Genomic DNA, 18,922 nt, shown 5'->3' with positions numbered 1-18,922 from the left:
ATATGGCCCAGTTTGGGATTATCGGTCTGGGGCGTTTCGGCGCCCGGACGTCATTGGAGTTACTGGAACTCGGACATGAGGTTATTGGCATTGATTCCAACGAAAAATCGGTTGAAGAGCTGGCAGATAAGCTCACTCATTCAGCCATCTGTGATGTTACTGATGAAAAGGCCTTACAAGAGCTCGATTTGTCGAATTGCGATGTGGTGTTGGTTGCTATTGGTGAAGACTTACAAGCAAGCTTGTTGTGTGTTTTGCATTTAAAGACTATTGGTGTCGAAAAGATCTGGGCGAAAGCAACCTCTAAGTCACACCATCAAATTTTATCGAAGCTGGGTGTCACTCGTATTATTCATCCTGAAGAAGAAATGGGGATACGTGTTGCGCAGGCGCTGAACTACCCGATGGTCAATGAATATATGTCGCTTGGGCATAACTGGTTCTGCGTCGAAATTGCTTTAGGTGAGAACCTTAAAGGCAAAACGTTAAAAGATATTTCGCCTGATAACACCGACAACTTTCACTTATTGTTATTGAAAAGGCGCGATGATGTCACCATCACCCCGAGCTTGGAAATAACCATAGAAGGAAACGAAACTCTGGTTATGGCGGGTAGCTTAAAAGCATTGAAATCGAGCGCACCGAAGTTGGCTGAAGAGTCATGAAGCAATGGTTACCCTCTTTTTTGATGGTGTATACCAGAGCCAGACGGAGTCAGCATAAGAAGTTTAAAGCGAGCCCTCCTGTTGTTCTGGCAGGTGGCTTCTTACTCTTAATTTTGTTCGGGGCTTTGCTGCTAAAACTGCCCTTTGCCACCGTTGAGTCGATTGGGTGGTTGGACAGTTTATTCACTGCGGCTTCCGCGGTAACGGTCACAGGCTTGGTGGTGGTGGACACTGGACAAGCATTTACTCCCTTTGGACTCACGGTTATTGCTGTCTTAATTCAAATGGGCGGCATTGGGTTCATGACATTTGCTATTTTAGCGGTGATGTCTATGGGTGGAAATATTGGTATTAGCTACCAGCTTGTCGCTAAAGAGGCAATGCAGCAGACCAGCCTAAAAAACATTGCGCGAACGGCCCGGACTGTTTTTTATCTCGCTTTAATTGTCGAGCTACTGGGAACGGTCGTTTTGACAATGACCTGGTGGGGAGAATTCGGTTTTTGGCGCGCGCTGGGGGAAGCGGTCTTCTATTCAATTTCCGCATTTAATAATGCCGGCTTTGGGCTTTCAGCGAATAGTTTAAGTGATTATGTGGGCAGTATCCCCGTTAATATTGTCGTCACCTTTATGTTTATCGTTGGTGGTTTAGGTTTTTCCGTATTGATGAATGTATTTGAGAAGAGACACTGGCATCAGTTTTCGGTCTATACCCGCAGTATTCTCATTGCAACACTCGTTATCAATCTACTTTCTGCTGTTATATTTTGGTTATTGGAACACAACAATCCAAATACTCTGGGAACATTATCAACGCTACAGCAGACTCTGGCATCCTGGTTTCAGGCAACAACACCGCGAACGGCAGGATTTAATACCGTTGATATCGGCCAGTTAAATGAATCGACATCGATGTACATGATGCTGCTTATGTTTATTGGTGGTGGCTCAATGAGTACCGGGGGAGGTATCAAGCTCGGCACGTTTATTGTGTTGATGATGGCAACTTACGCGTTTTTAAGACGACGAGAGCATGTGACACTGATGCAGCGGAGTATTGAGCAGCAAATGGTGATGAAGGCGCTGGCTGTTTCGATGATTACCTTACTAATTGCTTTTCTTGGCATCTTTTTCCTAATGATTTTGAATCCGCTGCCGTTTATAGATGTAAGCTTTGAAGTTTTATCAGCGTTAGCGACAGTCGGACTGTCACGAGGAATTACTGGTGAATTGACAGAAGTGAGCCAAGTGCTAGTGATTTTTCTCATGTTTGCCGGACGGGTCGGACCTTTAACCCTGGTTTACTTTTTAACGACCCCCCATAGGAAGCGGGTGCGTTATCCAAAAACAGAAGTGCAAGTGGGATAATTAAATAAAAACAATCTCACACTGAGATCATAAAAAGAGAATAAGAGATGCTCCCGAGATGCTTAAAAAATTAAAGTTTACGCATAAAGTGATTATTGTTGCGTCATTAATACTGGTACTTGTGCTGGGTGTTTTTACGTTGACCAACTTTTTGCAGATGTCCACTCAGACGCGCACTAATTTGCAGCATCAAATGGGGGCTTTGTCTGACTCAGTATCAAACAATATTTCGCAATGGTTTAACGATCGCATGAGCATTGTGCAGGCAACTGCTGATGTCTATAGCGTTAATGATTCGACGAGTCGCGCATTAGAGCGAGTACAGCAGTCGAAAGCAGCCGGCAATTTTAAAAATGTCTATTATGGGCTCATTGACGGCACTTTCCTGCTGGATGACCCCAGTATTGATTTGCCCGATGACTACGATGCCCGCAGCCGTCCCTGGTATCAACTGGCGGTGGAAGCGGGTCAGCCGACTTATACGGTTCCGTACATTGATGTCACAACCAATGAGCTAACAATTACCGCTGTGGTTCCGATGCGCCGTGGCGGAACTTTAGTTGGGGTTGCCGGTGGCGATATGATGCTGGATGAAATTTCGAGTATCGTTAATGACATTGATTTTATGGGCCTTGGATTTGCTTTTCTGGTCAGCGGCGACCGCAATATTTTGGTGCACCCAAATGAAAAGTGGATAGAAAAATCGGTCAATGACTACATTGGACAGTCGGTATCTCTCACGCCGGAATTATCTGAGTACAGTATTGGCGAAACTGAACAATTGGTCTCCTTCCATAAAATAGAAGGGATCCAAGGGGTTGATTGGTATTTGGGCGTTGTTATTAACCGGGACGAAGCCTACAGTAATGTTTCCACATTTGCCTGGACAGCCGTTATTTACCTGGCCATTGGCATTATCGCCGTGGTGGTATCTTTAACCTGGCTGCTACGGTTACTGCTTAAACCATTAAGACGCCTAAATGAAGCGGTGACGGATATGGCTCGTGGGGAAGGCGACTTAACCCAGCGCTTGCCGGTGGAGTCGGATGATGAGTTTGGCCTGGTTTCACGCCGCATGAATGAATTTATTGAAAAAATTCAGCAGGCTTTACTTGAAGTGAATGCCGCCGCCCAACAAGTGGAAGGTAACATTCGCAGTATGGTTAAAGCGAACGATGACTCAATGGACATTGGTAGCGAGCAAGCCGGCAAAGCTAGTTCGGTTGCAACGGCAATTAACGAACTGGGTGCCAGCGCCGGTGAAATTGCTGAAAATGCCGCGAAAGCGTCGGAACAAGCAAGTGCTGGTACCGAAAAAGCGTCTTCAGCGAGAGATTCGCTGCAACATAACCGGCAGCAAATTCAGCACTTATCAGAGCGAATGGATGCATCCAGTCAGGCAATTCACACACTGGATGAGGACACGCAAAATATCGGTAAGATTATCGAAGTGATTAAAGGCATTACCGAACAAACCAACTTGCTGGCGCTTAATGCCGCTATTGAAGCGGCAAGAGCGGGTGAAGCGGGTCGTGGTTTTGCTGTAGTCGCCGATGAAGTGCGCAACCTCGCACAACGAACCTCGTCGTCGGCAGCTGAAGTTGAATCAATGATAGAGCGCGTCCGGGCCGGTACCCGCAGCGTAGTTGAAGTCATTAAGGAAAGTCAGGAAATCAGTAATGCGTGCGTATTGAGTGCCGAAGAGTCGGCTGAGCATATGTCTGAAATCAGCGGTATCATTGCGAGTATCGATGACGTCAATCATTCGGTAGCCTCAGCAACTGAACAGCAGACGTCAGTGATCCAAACACTGGATCGTGACATTATGGATATCAGCAGTATGAACGATCAGAGTGTCAGCAATCTAAATAATACCAAGCAGGCTTGCCGTGAATTAAATACGGCTTTTGAACGCTTGGAACAATTGGTGACACAGTTTAAACTGAATTGATTGATATCAATGATTGGAGAAAATTATGAATAAAGCATGGATGATTGGCGCCTTAGCAATGCTGGGCGGCCCTGTTCTGGCAACAGCACAGGCAGCAGAAGCAGAACGTACAGAAGCAACACAGGATGCGCAGGCTTATATCATTTCCCCGCAAGACGGAGAAGTGGTTGGTCAAACGTTTAAAGTGAAATTTGGCTTAACTGGCATGGGTGTCGCGCCGGCGGGTGTTGATGTAAAGCACACCGGGCATCATCATTTGCTGATTGATAAAGATGAATTGCCAGCGATGAACCAACCAATGGGTGGCGATGTTATCCACTTTGGTGGTGGCCAGACAGAAACAACAGTGACTTTAGAACCAGGCAAACACACGTTGCAATTAATCCTGGGTGATAAAAGCCATATACCGCATAACCCGGCAGTTGTTTCTAAAAAAATTACTGTTACGGTTAAAAAGGACTAATCCAGCTCGAGCTCGAGCTGTAACTGTTCGTTGGGGTCAGGTAGTGCTGCACTGATCCCCAACAACCGCACTCCTTTTCCTTGCCCGCGCTGCCAGGCTTCATCCAGTAACTGGTAAAACAAGCTGGGTGAAATAAACTGGGAACTACGTGAAACTGTCGTTTGGGAAAAATCAGAAAACTTCAGTTTGAGGGTTTGGCTACGAATAGGCTGCTCTCGCCAATGCGAAATTTTCATTCGTTGGCGCAGTTTCGGTAATAAATTGTCCTGAACATAAGCTTGTGCCGTTGATTCCAGCCGCATGTCGGTGCTTAACGTTTGCTCAACGCCCACGCTTTTCCGAACGCGCTCAGTCACCACTTCTCGGCGGTCCCGGCCGTGACAGCGCTCAAATAAAACGTACCCGGCCTTTTCACCAAGAATAGCCTGCAGTTGCTGTAGTTCAATGTTTTGTATGTCTTTACCAGCGGTAAGTCCGTGATTGGTCAATACCTGCTGACTTTTAGGACCTACGCCTGGAATTTGTTTCAGTTTTAAACCCGCAATGTAATCCATGACTTCCGACGGGTGGACAACAAACTGACCATCGGGCTTGCGCTCTTCACTGGCTATTTTTGCCACCATCTTCTGGTTAGAAATACCCGCTGACCCTGTTATTCCAAGCGTTTTAATTTGTTCCCGCACAAAGTTCATTGCCAGAGTGGCACTGCCGCGGAAAGCTTCCAGGTGGGTTAAATCAAGGTAAAACTCGTCAATAGACGCAGGCTCAATGCGTGGCGTCAGCTCATGTAAAATATCGAGAACCTGGTTTGACAGTTCACGATAGTAATTACCATCGGGTCGTATAAAAGTTAACTGCGGACACAAGCGTCTGGCATGGCTGCCAGGCATTGCGCTTTTTACGCCGAACTGGCGAGCCAGATAATTTGCGGTGGCGACAACGCCGCGGTCACCTCCACCACCCACTGCAAATGGGCGAGTTTTAAGGCTTGGATCGCGTAATTCTTCCGCAGAAGCAAAGAAAGCGTCCAGATCCAGCAAAGCTATTTTGCGAGCAATTTCAGCCAAGTGTTTATCCTTTGCACATTTGTGGTTATAATCGCATCCACTAACTGGGCGTGCAAGAACACCAGCCATTTGTAGGAGAAACCAGTGAGAGTTATGAATTCATTTTTTGTTAAGAGCGTTTTGGGTACTGTTTCAATGTTTTTTGCACTGGGCCTGAGTGCCGCATCCGTGCAGGATAATATGTCACGCGAAGCAATAGCCGAGCGTATTGAGCCGATAGGCGAGAATTACGTGGCTGGTGAAAGCGCTGCTGCTGAAGAAAGTAGCAGTGGTCCTCGCTCTGGTGAACAGGTATACAATACTTACTGTACCGCTTGCCACACCAGTGGTGTGATGGGTGCGCCTAAAAAAGGCAATGCGGCCGATTGGAAACCACGCCTGGATCAAGGTATGGAAACGGTATTGAAACATGCAATGGAAGGGTTCAATGCTATGCCGCCGATGGGTACCTGTAGTGACTGCTCAAAAGAAGAAATTCAAGCCGCAATTGATTACATGATTAAAGGTACCTAAGTAAACGAACGTTTTGTTAAAAAGGCTGCCAATTGGCAGCCTTTTTTTATGTCAATTGACGTTATCTTTTTGTTGAAACGTTGCATTCGAATTATTTTTGAACAGTTCTTTTCTATTTTTTCACACAGGTCTATACTGTACGACTGTTATTAATACTAACAAGTGTTAAAAAAATGTGTCTTCGGTAAGAGGTGTCAGTGAAGAAGGGTAAGCCTGAATGACAGGCCGTAAGGTTAGCAAGGAACAGGTTCAGGAATTACAGACTGAAAATGAACGCTTGCAAAAAGTCATAACCCGCTTAAAGGGTTTGACACAAAAATACCGGTCGGCAGAAGTCGTGCAAAAAGCGCTGTTCCGAATTTCGGAACTGGCGGCTTCTGCGCGAGAGATGGGTAATTTTTATCAATCTCTGCATACCATTATTGGCGAGCTGATGTACGCCAGAAACTTCTATATTTGCCTGTATGAACCGCAAGAAGAGTTAGTCGACTTTGTTTACTTTGTTGATGAAATCGATCAGGACACCTTATTTGAGCGCATTCCCATTGAACAGCTAAGTCGAGGGTTGACGGGTTATGTACTAAAAAAAGGTCAGTCACTTTTATGCCCGCCTGAAGTGTATCAACGTTTGATCGAAAATAGCGAAATTGAAGGGTTGGGAGCAGAACATCAGGACTGGCTCGGGGTTCCGTTAAAACGAGGCGACGTGACTATTGGGGTGATGGTTGTTCAAAGTTACAGTGCCGATGTGCGTTATGACACTTCTGATGAAGACTTGCTAACATTCGTTTCGCAGCACGTGGTCAACGCATTAGAGCGGCTCAAACAGCGCGACTTGATGCAGAGCGAGATAGAGCATCAGACAGCTGAGCTACGGCACGCCAACGAAAGTCTAATGAGTGAAATTACCATTCGCGAACGCGCGGAACAGCAGACCTCGGTGCTGTTCGCAATTTCAGAACTGACCAATACCTCTGACGATATGAATGCGTTCTACCGACAACTGCACAGGCAGATCGGTAAGCTGATCCACGCTGATAACTTTTATGTCGCCTTACTATCGGATGACAAGAAATTTCTACACTTTCCTTATCACGTGGATGAAACGGGTGCCAAAGCGGAACGTCGTAGAGTGGGCAAAGGCCTGACTGAGTACGTGATTAAGAAACGAGAGCCTGAGTTCATCAATGCGGCGGTACGACAAAAACTGCTGAAAAAGAATGAAATCGAACTCGGCTATGGTGGAATGAAGTTAGCTAAGCAGTGGCTGGGCAGCCCGTTAATGATGAATGGTCAGGTGTTTGGTGTTATAGCGGTTCAAACCTATGACGGTGACTTCTTATATCAGAACGATGATTTAGAGCTGCTGAATTTCGTTTCGCAGCATGTTGCGGTCGCTATCGACAGGAAACGCTCAGCAGAAGAAATTCAGCGAGTGAATCAGTTTCTTGAAAAGAAAGTAGCAGAGCGCACCGAAGAGCTGGTGTCGGAAATAGAACGTCGTAAAAAAACGGAATCAAACCTATTTCACGCTGCGCACCACGATAACCTGACGGGTTTACCGAATCGCATTTTATTCAATGAACGGTTGCAGCAGGCCGTAGCTCACAAGCGACGGCACCCCGAGCATCATTTCGCGGTGCTGTTTGTTGATCTTGACCGTTTTAAAAATATTAATGACACCCTCGGTCACTCCGCTGGTGATGAATTCTTGCTGGAAGTCAGTAAGCGCATTGGTGATTGTGTGCGTGACAACGACATGGTTGCACGATTAGGTGGCGACGAATTTGTTATTCTTCTGGACACCATTACCAGTATTGAGGATGCCAAAGACGTTGCCAAAAGAATGATTCAACAAATGAGCGAACCATTCCAGCTGAATGGTCAGGAACATTACTCAGGCGCCAGTATTGGTATTGCCGAATGTCTTGAGGAAACGGACTCAGCTGAGCGTTTGTTGCGCGATGCCGATGCCGCGATGTATCAGGCTAAAGGTATGGGGCGTGGTCGTTACGTATTATTTGACGATAGTATGCATGAAACTCTGGTCGACAGTGTTCGTAAAGAGACGGCGCTGCGTCATGCCAAGGTTGATAAAGACTTTGCTGTTAATTATCAACCTATCGTGGACTTAACCACAGGCGACGTGAAAGCGGTAGAAGCCAAGCTCATGTGGGAAGATCCCCGTTACAGCTTTGACAGTGAGGAGCTCTTACCCTTGGCTGAGCGGACAGGCCTTATCGTGAAACTCGACCGTTTTGTTTTGCGCACAGCAAGCCGTTGGTTAATCGACAACAGTGTGAGTGCAGAGACGCGTTTACACCTTAACTTATCGGTGAGACATTTATTAAAGACCAGCCACTTGAATGAGTTAGTTAACATTGTAATGGATAGTGGTGCCAAACCAGAAAATATCGCGCTAGAGTTCGATGAAACTGACCTTGTCAAAGACGGCAGGCGAGTACTGGCCAGCTTAAGGCGTTTGTCTGAGTTTGGTTTTACCTTAGTGATAGATAACTTTGGGAGCGGCTCGGGACCACTTCAGTTCCTTTACAACTTCCCGTTCACGGTCTTAAAACTAGACCATCATTACATTGCCCGCTTAAGCAGCAATAACCGAGCTCAGGCTATGCTCAAGCATATTGTAACGTTGTGTCATGAACTGAATATTGAGGTTTATGCCGACGGTCTGGAAACACAAGGGCAAAAAGATGAGGTTGAAAAGCAGGGCGTTGTTATCGGGCAAGGCAGTTTTATTGATGAGAATTACGAGAATCGTGTAGTAAAAGATGACGACAGCAGTTTCGTTTGTGCATAACGGTTCAATTACTTTAGCGCGTTTTTAAGCATCTCCAGCCCCTGGCTTCTCTGCTCTTCTCGTTCCTCATCCGATTTTTGTTTACGATGTTCCCACTCTAAATCGTCCTGTGGTAACTCTAACAGAAAGCGACTGGGCTGAGGCTCGGTTTTCTCGCCAAACTGGCGGCGTTCTTTCGCCATAGTGAACACTAACTTATGCTGGGCTCGGGTAATGCCTACGTAGGCCAGGCGTCGTTCTTCTTCAATGTTGTTTTCATCAATACTGCTTTGGTGTGGCAGTAAGCCTTCTTCCATACCGACCAAAAATACGTGCGGAAACTCCAGACCTTTGGAGGCGTGCAGCGTCATCAGTTGCACCTGTTCAAACTGCTCATCGTCTTCATTGCGGGACATCATATCGCGTAGTGACAAGCGGCTGACCACCTGATCTAATGCCATAGGTTCATGTTCGGCGTCGCCTTTAAGCATATCGGATACCCAACGGTGCAGCTCGTACACGTTTTTAATTCGCATTTCGGCCGCTTTGGCACTGGGGCTTTGCTCAAACAGCCAGTCTTCGTAACCAATGTCGCTAAGCAATTGTCTGACCGCATCGTTGGCGTCCTCCTGATGATCGGATTGTCGAGCCAGGGTATCAATCATGTTGCGGAACACATCCACATGTTGGAAAACCCCCGTGCTGAGTTGTGTTTTTAAATGGGGCGACTGGCAGGCTTCAAATAAACTGCAACCGAGCTCCTGCGATAATCGCCCGATACGCTCAACGGTTTGAGGACCAATGCCGCGTCGTGGTGTATTAATTATTCTCAAAAATGCAGTGTCGTCGGTTGGGTTCACCAGCAACCGAAGGTACGCCATAATATCTTTCACTTCAGCACGGGCAAAAAACGACTGGCCACCAGTTATTTTATAAGGAATGCGGTTGTTCATCAGCGCCTTTTCAAACAAGCGTGATTGATGGTTGCCTCGATATAAAATGGCAAAGTGGTGATAGGGTGTTTTGCGTAAGAAGCGTTGTTTCACAATTTCGGCAATCACGCGTTCGGCTTCGTGCTCTTCGTTACGACCAAAAATAACGCTTATTGGTTCTCCGTACTGCATTTCGGAGAACAATTTTTTCTCAAACACGTGCGGATTGTTTTCAATGAGAATGTTCGCTGCTTTCAATATTCGGCCGTGCGAACGGTAATTTTGCTCCAGCTTCACGACTTCCAGACTGGGAAAGTCCTGTTTCAATAAGGCCAGATTTTTTGGCTGCGCACCGCGCCAGGAGTAAATGGACTGGTCGTCGTCACCCACTACGGTAAAGCGGGCGCGTTCGCCCACCAGCAATTTAACCAGTTGATACTGACTGGTGTTGGTGTCCTGATACTCGTCCACCAGCAGGTACTGAAACTTTTTTTGCCAGCGGGCGCGGGCGTTTTCATTGGTTGCCAGCAATAAGGTCGGCAGACGAATGAGATCATCGAAGTCGACTGCGTTACAGGCACTGAGATTATTTTGGTATTGCTGGTACACCTGCGCAAAAGCGCTTTCCTGCTCGTTACCGGCTTTTTGCAACGCCTGCTCCGGCGATAGCATGGCATTCTTCCAATGCCCAATTTGGTGTTGGCAGGCTTGAATCAGGGCCTTATCGCCCTCAAATACATCTTCAGTAAGGGCGTTTAGCAGGGCATAAGTATCCTGGTCGTCAAACAAGGAAAAGCCGGGCTTGAAGCCTAGCGTGCTGAGTTCGCGCCGGATAATATTCAGCCCCAGAGTATGGAAGGTGCACACGGTTAAGCCGCGCAGCTGCGCTTTAGGCAAAGTTTGCGCGATACGCTCTTTCATCTCTTTGGCAGCTTTATTGGTAAAGGTTACCGCGCCAATTTGCCGCGCGGTATAAATTTGCTGACGGATCAGATAGGCAATTTTCTCGGTGATCACCCGAGTTTTACCACTACCGGCGCCGGCAAGCACCAATAATGGACCTTGGATGTAGTGTACAGCCTGGTTCTGGCGATCGTTCAGCATGGGCGCCGCAGAGTTCCTGATTCGTGAAAAAGCCGATAAGAAGCTCGGATTTTACCTGAATCTCCTGCTAAGCTAAATGAATTAGCAACGATTTACACAAAGAGAGACTTATGGACAACAAAACCATTGAAAACATTGCTCGTCAAATTAACGACAACATGCCAGCTGGTGTAAAAGAATTGGCTGGAAATATGGAGCAGCGTGTCAAACAGACCTTGCAGTCACAGCTGTCGAAACTGGATTTAGTCACCCGCGAAGAGCTGGACGTGCAGCAGCAAATGCTGTTGCGCCTGCGTGAGCGCGTTGAACTGCTAGAAAAAGAACTGGAAGCGACCAAGAACCAAAACAAGGAATAAGTCAGCCGTATGATCCAATGGATTAGTGGAAAAGTGGTCGAGAATTACCGTTGGAGTTCCGGCGTTTTCAGTTTGAGAGTAGTGGCTGAGCCGTTTGATTTTAAAGCCGGGCAGTTTGTGCGCTTAGGCCTGAATATAGGTGGTGAGCAGTTATTGCGCGCGTATTCGCTTGCCAGCGCGCCGGGCGAAGCCATACTGGATTTTGTGATTGCCAAAGTGGAAGATGGCGAAGTGAGCACACGGCTAGCTCAGCTAAAACCTGGTGACGATGTTAACATCACCCAGCCCGCCGGGGGCTTCTTCACACTGGACGAAGTGCCCGAGGGCGATAGTTTGTGGATGCTTTCAACCGGCACCGGCATTGGCCCGTTCATTTCTATGCTGAGAACTGAAAAGCCCTGGGAACGTTTTAAACGCATTAATTTGGTGCACGGCGTTCGTCTGGCCGAGGATCTGGTTTATCAGGATCAAGTTGAACAGTGGCAACAAGAATACCCTGGGCAACTTGGCTACCAGCCAGTGATAACCCGTGAAAACATTCCAGGCGCATTCTCAGCACGCATACCGGAATTGATTAGCTCAGGTCAACTGAGCGATGCGCTCGAAACGCCGTTAGGTACCAGCGCACAAGTCATGCTTTGTGGTAACCCCGACATGATAAAAGAGTCACGCGCCGCGCTGGCGGAATTAGGGCTTGCCAAAAATACCCGGCGCAAACCCGGCAACGTGACGTCTGAAAATTACTGGTAACTTGGCCAAAGGTGCAATTTCTACTCTGGAGAGGTGTCATTAGCTTACAGACAGTACCATAACCACGATTTATAGTGACGCCGTTGTTCAGTCATGGAGAGACAGATGGCGTTAGCGCGAGTTTATACGCGGGCATTGATAGGCATTCATGCGCCGGAAATTCGGGTTGAGGTGGATCTGGCAAGGGGAATGCCAGGATTTACTATGGTGGGTATGCCGGCTACCACTGTTAAGGAAGCGCGCGACCGGGTTAAAACTGCGTTGATGAACGCGGGGTTTGAGTATCCGCCCGCCACGCGTATTACAGTGAACTTGTCACCGGCGGATATTCCGAAAACCGGTGCGCGTTACGATCTAGCCATAGCCGTGGGAATATTGGCGGCATCGGGACAAATACCGGATACTATTTTAGAGCAGGCAGAATTTTACGGAGAGCTGGCATTAACCGGTGAGCTTCGCGCTGTAAATGGCTTAATTCCAGCTTTACTCGCTTGTCGTAGCAAAAAGCGTCAGGCGTTTGTGCCCGTTGCTAACCAGCAGGAAGCTGGGTTAGTGAGGGAGCAAAAGAGTTGGCTGGCGGCAGATTTAGTGGGTGTTTATGAGCATCTGCATGATCATCAGCCACTGAGGGGATCAAAGCCGATAGATTGGGCAAAGGCGTCATCGGGTGGTGACGGTGATTTAGCTGAAGTCGTAGGGCAGCAGCAAGCTAAGCGAGCTTTGCTATTGTCTGCTGCAGGTAAACATCACTTGTTGTTTGTTGGGCCACCCGGAACTGGCAAAACGATGCTGGCACAAAGACTAAGTAGCATATTGCCGCCATTGACCGAGCAGGAAGCTATGGAAATTGCGGCGGTGAAGTCCGTGTCTTTTGATTACCATCATGCAGATTTGACCCGACGTGAATTGCGATCACCTCACCATACTTGTACTGCTGCCGCATTAGTTGGAGGGGGAGCGGGTAATTCTGTTCGTCCAGGGGAAATATCCTTAGCAAACAATGCTTTGCTCTTCCTTGATGAGCTTCCTGAGTTCAGTCGACATGTGCTGGACTGCTTACGTGAACCGCTTGAAAGTGGCGAAATCACCATTAACCGCGCCGGGTACAACGTGAAATTTCCGGCCAATTTTCAGCTGGTGTGCGCGCTGAATCCTTCGCCTTGTGGTCAATTCGATGGTTCCCTAGCTAACTGCCGTTCCACCCCGGATCAAATCCTAAAGTATTTAAACAAGTTATCGGGTCCGCTACTCGATCGCATTGATATACAGGTAATGGTGCCGCGGGAAACTGGGTCTATGAGTTTAAACGGTGCTGCTACGAAAACGACTGAACCCATGACGTCTGCGCAAGCAAAAAGCTTAGTTGAAAAAGCCCGCAAACGGCAAATTGAACGTCAGGGGTGCCTGAACAGTGAAATAAAGCCAAAAGCGCTGAAGCAAGTATGCGAGCTGTCAGATAAAACAGAAGCGTTTTTAGCAAAAGCCTCAGAAAAAATGAAACTGTCTCACCGGGCGTATCATCGCACCTTACGTTTGGCCCGGACTATTGCTGATTTAGCAGACAGCAACACCATAGAACAGCAGCACTTGGCCGAAGCCCTCAATTACCGAGCCCTCGATCGGCTGATTGATCAGGTTCAGAGCTTGTAACCTGATGCTATTGCATCAGGTGCGGTCTATTCGCCGTAATCTATGTGTAAATAATAATCTGTAGTGGAATGTCCGACACCTCACCTGACGTAAATAACGTCAGGCTACTGGAGCCACTGCTTAAACAGCTCGACAAAACGCTCCAGTTGTTCTCGGCTAACATCCAGATGGCATACCAGGCGAAGCTTTTGTCCGCCGGGCAGTTTAATGTCATGTTCAGACATCAGTTGACGTAGGCCTTCGGCTGGCAAAGACTCGGGCAAATCAATAAAGGTCATGTTGGTACCGGAGTAGTGAACCTGAGCGTCAGTGCCTGCCAGTACGCACGAAAGCCGCTCCGCCAACCACTTCGCGTTGTCATGGTCGTCCTGAATGCGCTCAAACTGGTGCGTTAACGCGTAATCAATGGCAACAGCCACAAAGCCTGCTTGACGCATGCCCCCGCCAACCATTTTGCGCCAACGTCGGGCGCGGGCGATAAGTTCTTTTGAGCCGGCCAGTAACGAACCAATCGGGGCGCCTAAGCCTTTTGAACAACACAAAGACACACTGTCAAAAGGTGCGGCAAGCTCAGCCATGCTGCGACCACTGGCGATAGCGGCATTAGGCAAGCGGGCGCCATCTAAGTGCATTGATAAACCATTTTGGTCGGCCAGAATCCGGGCTTTGTCAAAATAGGCCTGATCTATTAACTGTCCACCGTGGGTATTTTCAAAGGCCAGCAACCGGGTGATAGGAAAGTGTGGGTCATTGGGTTTTATCCGTTGTTTAATGGTGTCCAGCGACAACGTACCGTCTAGCTCCACTTCTACCGTCTGCGGTACTATGCTACCTAAAACCGCAGCGCCACCGGCTTCATACCGGTAAGTATGATACTCCTGGCCCACAATATATTCTTCGCCATTGCGGCAGTGGCTCATTAGTCCCAGCAGATTACTTTGGGTACCGGAACTGCATAACAAGGCATCTTCTTTGCCGAGTAGCTCTGCGACACGCTTTTCCAACGCATTAATAGAAGGGTCTTCACCATACACATCGTCGCCGACTTTGGCGTCGGCAATAGCGGTGCGCATAGCAGCGCTTGGAAGGGTAACGGTATCACTGCGTAAATCCAGCATAACAGCCTCATCTGGGGGTTAGTTATAACAACTATCATCCGGTTCTAAGCCCTAAGGTTGTTTAGCGAGCTCAGTCAAGGGATAATGGCCTAATATTGAACCAGACACTCGACAACAAAGCGAGCCAATATGAAAGTTTTTAATAATGTAATAGAAATGATCGGTAATACCCCAATGGTGAAAGTCACCAACATGGATACCGGCCCGTGTGAGCTGTATTTAAAACTCGAGCTACAAAACCCTGGCGGCTCTATCAAAGACCGAATTGCGGTAGAAATGGTTGAGCAAGCAGAAAAACAAGGCAAGCTGAAGCCGGGCGATACCATTATTGAAGCAACCGCAGGTAATACTGGCTTGGGTTTGGCGCTAGTGGCTGCGGGTAAAGGCTACCCGCTGAAAATTGTCATGCCGGACAAAATGAGTCAGGAAAAAGTGAATAACCTGCGCGCCATGGGTGCTGAAGTTGTGCAAACGCGCTCTGATGTACAAAAAGGCCATCCTGAGTACTACCAGGATATGGCCGCCCGCATGGCTGAAGAAAACGGCTACTACTATGTAAACCAATTTGAAAATCCGGCAAACGTTGACGCTCACTATAAAACCACGGGCCCTGAAATTTGGGAGCAAATGGATGGCAAACTGGATGCGTTTGTCTGTGGTGTTGGTTCAGGCGGTACTTTGACCGGTGTTGGCCGTTATTTACGCGAACAAAACAGCCAGGTGGACTTGGTCCTGGCGGATCCAGCCGGTTCTATTCTGGAGCCACTGGTTAATCGCAACGAAGAAGTGGAAGCGGGCAGCTGGCTTGCGGAAGGCATTGGGGAAGACTTTATCCCAACCATTTGTGATCTTAAATTGGCTAATACTGCGTTTGCTATCTCTGATAAAGAAGGTATGCAAACCGCGCGTAAGGTCCTGGAAAAAGAAGGCGTTATGGTCGGCTCTTCCAGTGGCTACTTAATTGCCGCGGCGTTGCGTTATTGCCAACAACAAACTGAACCAAAACGTGTCGTTACCCTGGCATGCGATACCGGTAACCGGTACTTATCCAAGCTGTTTAATGACGACTGGATGCGTTCTCAAAACTTGCTGTAATACTTGTTGTAAATAAAGGAGCCTGAATCATGGCCGACGAAAAGACAATGAAATTCGCGACGCGCGCCATTCACGGCGGGCAGTCTCCGGAGCCCGTTACCGGTGCGGTAATGCCTCCTATTTTTACCAGTTCGACCTATGCTCAGGAAAGTCCGGGCCAGCACAAAGGTTTTGAATATTCGCGCTCACACAACCCGACGCGCTTTGCGTGGGAGCGTTCGGTAGCTTCGTTGGAAGGCGGTAAGCAGGGTTTGGCTTTTGCCTCAGGCATGGCGGCAACCGCGACAATTTTAGAGTTGCTTGATAGCGGCGATCACATTGTAGCTATGGATGACCTTTACGGTGGCAGTTTCCGTTTGTTTGATAAAGTCCGTGGTCGCTCGGCGGGTTTGCAGTTCTCCTATGTAGACTTAGCTGACTTGAACGAAGTTGAAGCCAGCATCAAAGACAACACCCGCATGATTTGGGTCGAAACACCAAGTAACCCCATGCTGAAGCTGGTCGATATTGAAGCCATTGTAAAACTGGCGAAGCAGAAGAACCCAGACATTATTGTCGTGGTGGATAACACCTTTGCTACGCCGTTTAACCAGCGTCCGCTGGAAATGGGTGCGGACATGGTCATGCACTCAGCGACCAAATACTTAAACGGCCATTCTGATATGGTTGGTGGTATTGCGGTTGTTGGTGACAACGACGACTTGGTCGAGCGCATGTTGTTCTTACAGAACTCGGCCGGTGCTATTGCAGGACCGTTTGACTCTTATCTTGCCTTGCGTGGGGTGAAAACCCTGGCATTACGCATGCGCCATCACAATGAAGCGGCTATGGAACTGGCTAAGTGGCTTGAGCAACATCCTAAAGTTGAAAAAGTCATTTATCCGGGCCTTGAAAGCCACCCTCAGCACGAGTTGGCGAAAAAGCAGATGCAGGGCTTTGGCGGTATGATTTCTATTTTGCTGAAAGGCGATTTGGAAGCCGCGCGCAAATTCCTTGAGTCAGTAGAAGTCTTTGCGTTAGCGGAAAGCCTGGGTGGTGTTGAATCTTTGATTGAGCATCCGGCTATTATGACGCATGCCTCGGTTCCAAAAGAGAATCGTGAAAAGCTCGGCATTCTCGATAACTTTGTAAGGGTATCAGTTGGTATTGAAGATCTGGACGATTTGAAAGCCGACTTAGACAAGGCGCTGAACGCGTTTTAATCGTTACTAACGATTAAAAGTATAACGCTTAATATAGAAAACCGGCCTTTTGGCCGGTTTTTTTCTTTTTATTTCAACAATTTATACAAAATTTTACACTTTCGTCATAATTCAGTAGAGTTAGCCTAGTCAGTAAAAACTGATCGAAAACAAAAAATAAGAACGCAAAAGCGTTGAATAAATAACGAGAAGGAAAGACTTATGCTATTGAGCCTCATGGTACTCCAAGGACTCGTAGCCGCTTTATTGTTTTACACTTTAGTGGGCCAGTATCAGAAGCAACCACTGTGGAATTTATTAGCGGTGTTAACCGCAGGCTTTATTCCGCCGGTGAACTGGGCACTATTGGTGTTCGCTATTGGTGTCAGAATGTGGCGTCGCTCGCCTCAAACCGACACAGCACAAAACATAACGGCAAAACTCAGTCATTAATGCAGGCAATTTAGTCGTATGTCAGATACAACCAACGTAAGACCTTTTCATTTAGCCATTCCTGTCAGTTCGTTGGAAAATGCCCGGGCGTTTTATGGTGAGGTGCTTGGGCTCTCTCAAGGACGCAGTAGCGACGAATGGATAGACTGGAACTTTTTTGGTCATCAGTTCGTTACCCATGTAGCCCCCGATGTCGCCGGTTTAAAAAACCATAGTGGTGTTGATGGCCACTCGGTTCCGGTTCCTCACTTTGGTGTCGTTCTTTTGCGTGACGACTGGGAAGCACTGGCGGAGCGTGTAAAGTCAGCCGGTGTCGAATTTGTAATAGAGCCCTACATTCGTTTTAAAGGCAAACCGGGTGAGCAGGGCACCATGTTTTTCTACGATTACTGTGGCAACGCACTAGAATTTAAAACCTTTAACGACGACAGTCATATTTTTGCGACCTAAACGCATGACCAGCGTAGCGTTTCGCTTTCTGGTTGTGCTGCAACGTTACCTCCGCTCAGAACCAAGCCCACGCGTTTTCCGTGAAATACGTCTAGATTTTGCATAACAGCTGCTAAAGCAATAGCCGAAGACGGTTCAACAACTATCTTCAGGTGACGCCAAATCAGTTCCATAGCTTTTAAAGTATCTTCATCTTTTAGTACCAAAATATCGCTGATGCGCTGTTGGATAATGGCAAACGGCAGTTCGCCAACTTGAGTCAGTAAGCCGTCGCAAAGACTTTTAGCGGGTAACGCTGGCTGCCGTTCTCCGGCCTTTAAGGATAACCAGGCGTCGTTAGCCAGCTCGGGTTCCGCTCCGAATATCTGTACCTCGGTATCATCACAGGCAAGACAAGCGCCCGACAATAAACCACCGCCGCCCAGAGGTGTTATCACTGCATCCAGACCATCGGTTTGCTCCAGTAATTCAAGCGTTGCTGTTCCCTGTCCGGCAATAATATCGGCGTGATCATACGGGGGGATAAAATGGCTTTCGCCTTCTTTCAGCCACTGGGCAATAATGGCTTCGCGTGCTTCCATTCCGGGTTCGATATCAGTAATGTCTGCGTCACCGGCTTCCATGTTCTGTCGTTTTATGGCCGGTGCGTTGGTGGGTACGCCAACCTTAACGTTAATACCCAGCGCTTTGCCTGCATGGGCTAGTGCTGCCCCGTGGTTGCCGGACGACACCGTAATAACACCTTGCTGACGCTGCTTCTGCGTGAGCTTAAGTAAAGCGTTCGTCGCACCGCGAAATTTAAAGGCACCGGTGCGTTGCAAATTTTCACATTTGAAAAATAATTCACAGCCGAGCTGCTGATTTAGCGCAAGGTTGGTGAGCACGGGCGTTTTAACGATATAGCTATTGATTCTCTGTTGTGCCTGCACAACATCGGCATGGCAGGGAAGCGATAACTTCGGCATAATACGGCCCTCAATGAATAAAACGACACAGTGATAAGCATACAC

At 47.9% G+C, this 18,922-nt stretch carries 17 protein-coding genes; 13 read left to right on the top strand and 4 right to left on the bottom strand.

Going from position 1 to position 18,922, the window contains the following annotated elements; all coding sequences use genetic code 11:
- The first annotated feature begins 2 nt into the window (after positions 1-2).
- From RBK99_RS07935 to RBK99_RS07920, 4 genes are read left to right on the top strand one after another with little or no spacing between them, the layout of a single operon-like run.
- Entirely contained in the window at positions 3-665 is a 663-nt protein-coding gene (locus RBK99_RS07935) for a potassium channel family protein (RefSeq protein ID WP_317504064.1), read from the top strand.
- Positions 662-2,032, top strand: coding sequence for a TrkH family potassium uptake protein (locus RBK99_RS07930; protein WP_317504063.1), 1,371 nt, complete (start codon positions 662-664; stop codon positions 2,030-2,032). Before RBK99_RS07935 ends, RBK99_RS07930 begins: the two co-directional genes overlap by 4 nt.
- 58 nt (positions 2,033-2,090) lie before the next feature.
- A complete protein-coding gene (locus RBK99_RS07925) occupies positions 2,091-3,983 on the top strand; it encodes a methyl-accepting chemotaxis protein (RefSeq protein WP_317504062.1) in 1,893 nt (630 codons plus the stop codon).
- A 25-nt stretch (positions 3,984-4,008) separates the two neighbouring features.
- Positions 4,009-4,446, top strand: a complete 438-nt coding sequence (locus tag RBK99_RS07920; RefSeq protein WP_317504061.1) for a DUF4399 domain-containing protein — start codon at positions 4,009-4,011, stop codon at positions 4,444-4,446.
- On the opposite strand, the gene dinB is transcribed toward RBK99_RS07920, so the two are convergent.
- Entirely contained in the window at positions 4,443-5,513 is a 1,071-nt protein-coding gene (gene dinB / locus RBK99_RS07915; RefSeq protein ID WP_317504060.1) for a DNA polymerase IV, read from the bottom strand. The genes RBK99_RS07920 and dinB overlap by 4 nt on opposite strands.
- A gap of 84 nt (positions 5,514-5,597) precedes the next feature.
- Between dinB and RBK99_RS07910 the strand changes: the two genes are divergently transcribed.
- Positions 5,598-6,026 (top strand): c-type cytochrome, encoded by a 429-nt coding sequence (locus RBK99_RS07910; RefSeq protein ID WP_411161974.1) that lies wholly within the window; start codon positions 5,598-5,600, stop codon positions 6,024-6,026.
- A 217-nt stretch (positions 6,027-6,243) separates the two neighbouring features.
- On the top strand, positions 6,244-8,844 hold the full coding sequence (locus RBK99_RS07905) for a sensor domain-containing phosphodiesterase (RefSeq protein WP_317504058.1): 2,601 nt from the start codon (positions 6,244-6,246) through the stop codon (positions 8,842-8,844).
- 8 nt (positions 8,845-8,852) lie between these two features.
- Here the strand turns inward: RBK99_RS07905 and rep are convergent, their stop codons facing one another.
- The gene (gene rep / locus RBK99_RS07900) at positions 8,853-10,859 is read right to left on the bottom strand and encodes a DNA helicase Rep (RefSeq protein ID WP_317504057.1); all 2,007 of its coding nucleotides are present in this window, start codon (positions 10,857-10,859) and stop codon (positions 8,853-8,855) included.
- Positions 10,860-10,969: 110 nt separating this feature from the next.
- On the opposite strand from rep, the gene RBK99_RS07895 reads away from it, so the two are divergent.
- The 3 genes from RBK99_RS07895 (at position 10,970) to RBK99_RS07885 (ending at position 13,615) form a co-directional block, all read left to right on the top strand.
- Positions 10,970-11,215, top strand: a complete 246-nt coding sequence (locus RBK99_RS07895) for an accessory factor UbiK family protein (protein WP_317504056.1) — start codon at positions 10,970-10,972, stop codon at positions 11,213-11,215.
- Positions 11,216-11,224: 9 nt separating this feature from the next.
- Positions 11,225-11,965, top strand: coding sequence for a ferredoxin--NADP reductase (locus RBK99_RS07890; RefSeq protein WP_317504055.1), 741 nt, complete (start codon positions 11,225-11,227; stop codon positions 11,963-11,965).
- A gap of 105 nt (positions 11,966-12,070) precedes the next feature.
- The gene (locus RBK99_RS07885; protein WP_317504054.1) at positions 12,071-13,615 is read left to right on the top strand and encodes a YifB family Mg chelatase-like AAA ATPase; all 1,545 of its coding nucleotides are present in this window, start codon (positions 12,071-12,073) and stop codon (positions 13,613-13,615) included.
- 104 nt (positions 13,616-13,719) lie between these two features.
- Here the strand turns inward: RBK99_RS07885 and ltaE are convergent, their stop codons facing one another.
- Positions 13,720-14,733 carry a low-specificity L-threonine aldolase gene (ltaE, locus tag RBK99_RS07880; protein WP_317504053.1) on the bottom strand — a complete coding sequence of 338 codons (1,014 nt, stop codon included), beginning with the start codon at positions 14,731-14,733 and terminating at the stop codon, positions 13,720-13,722.
- A 129-nt stretch (positions 14,734-14,862) separates the two neighbouring features.
- Here ltaE and RBK99_RS07875 point away from each other — a divergent pair, with 129 nt between their 5' ends.
- The 4 genes from RBK99_RS07875 to RBK99_RS07860 all read left to right on the top strand — a co-directional run bounded on the left by RBK99_RS07875 (position 14,863) and on the right by RBK99_RS07860 (position 17,912).
- Complete coding sequence (locus RBK99_RS07875; protein ID WP_317504052.1) at positions 14,863-15,828, top strand: PLP-dependent cysteine synthase family protein; 966 nt, start codon at positions 14,863-14,865, stop codon at positions 15,826-15,828.
- A 29-nt stretch (positions 15,829-15,857) separates the two neighbouring features.
- Entirely contained in the window at positions 15,858-17,030 is a 1,173-nt protein-coding gene (locus RBK99_RS07870; RefSeq protein ID WP_317504051.1) for a cystathionine gamma-synthase, read from the top strand.
- A gap of 201 nt (positions 17,031-17,231) precedes the next feature.
- On the top strand, positions 17,232-17,462 hold the full coding sequence (locus RBK99_RS07865; RefSeq protein ID WP_317504050.1) for a hypothetical protein: 231 nt from the start codon (positions 17,232-17,234) through the stop codon (positions 17,460-17,462).
- Between the two features lie 18 nt (positions 17,463-17,480).
- Positions 17,481-17,912, top strand: coding sequence for a VOC family protein (locus RBK99_RS07860; RefSeq protein WP_317504049.1), 432 nt, complete (start codon positions 17,481-17,483; stop codon positions 17,910-17,912).
- On the opposite strand, the gene RBK99_RS07855 is transcribed toward RBK99_RS07860, so the two are convergent.
- Positions 17,909-18,877 carry a threonine/serine dehydratase family protein gene (locus RBK99_RS07855; RefSeq protein WP_317504048.1) on the bottom strand — a complete coding sequence of 323 codons (969 nt, stop codon included), beginning with the start codon at positions 18,875-18,877 and terminating at the stop codon, positions 17,909-17,911. The genes RBK99_RS07860 and RBK99_RS07855 overlap by 4 nt on opposite strands.
- Positions 18,878-18,922: the final 45 nt, after the last annotated feature.

Source organism: Idiomarina solivarensis, from assembly GCF_033052755.1.
In the GTDB taxonomy this organism is placed as follows: domain Bacteria; phylum Pseudomonadota; class Gammaproteobacteria; order Enterobacterales; family Alteromonadaceae; genus Idiomarina.
The sequence above is the reverse complement of the archived record's forward strand: the minus strand, read 5'-3'. Positions and strand labels throughout refer to the sequence as shown.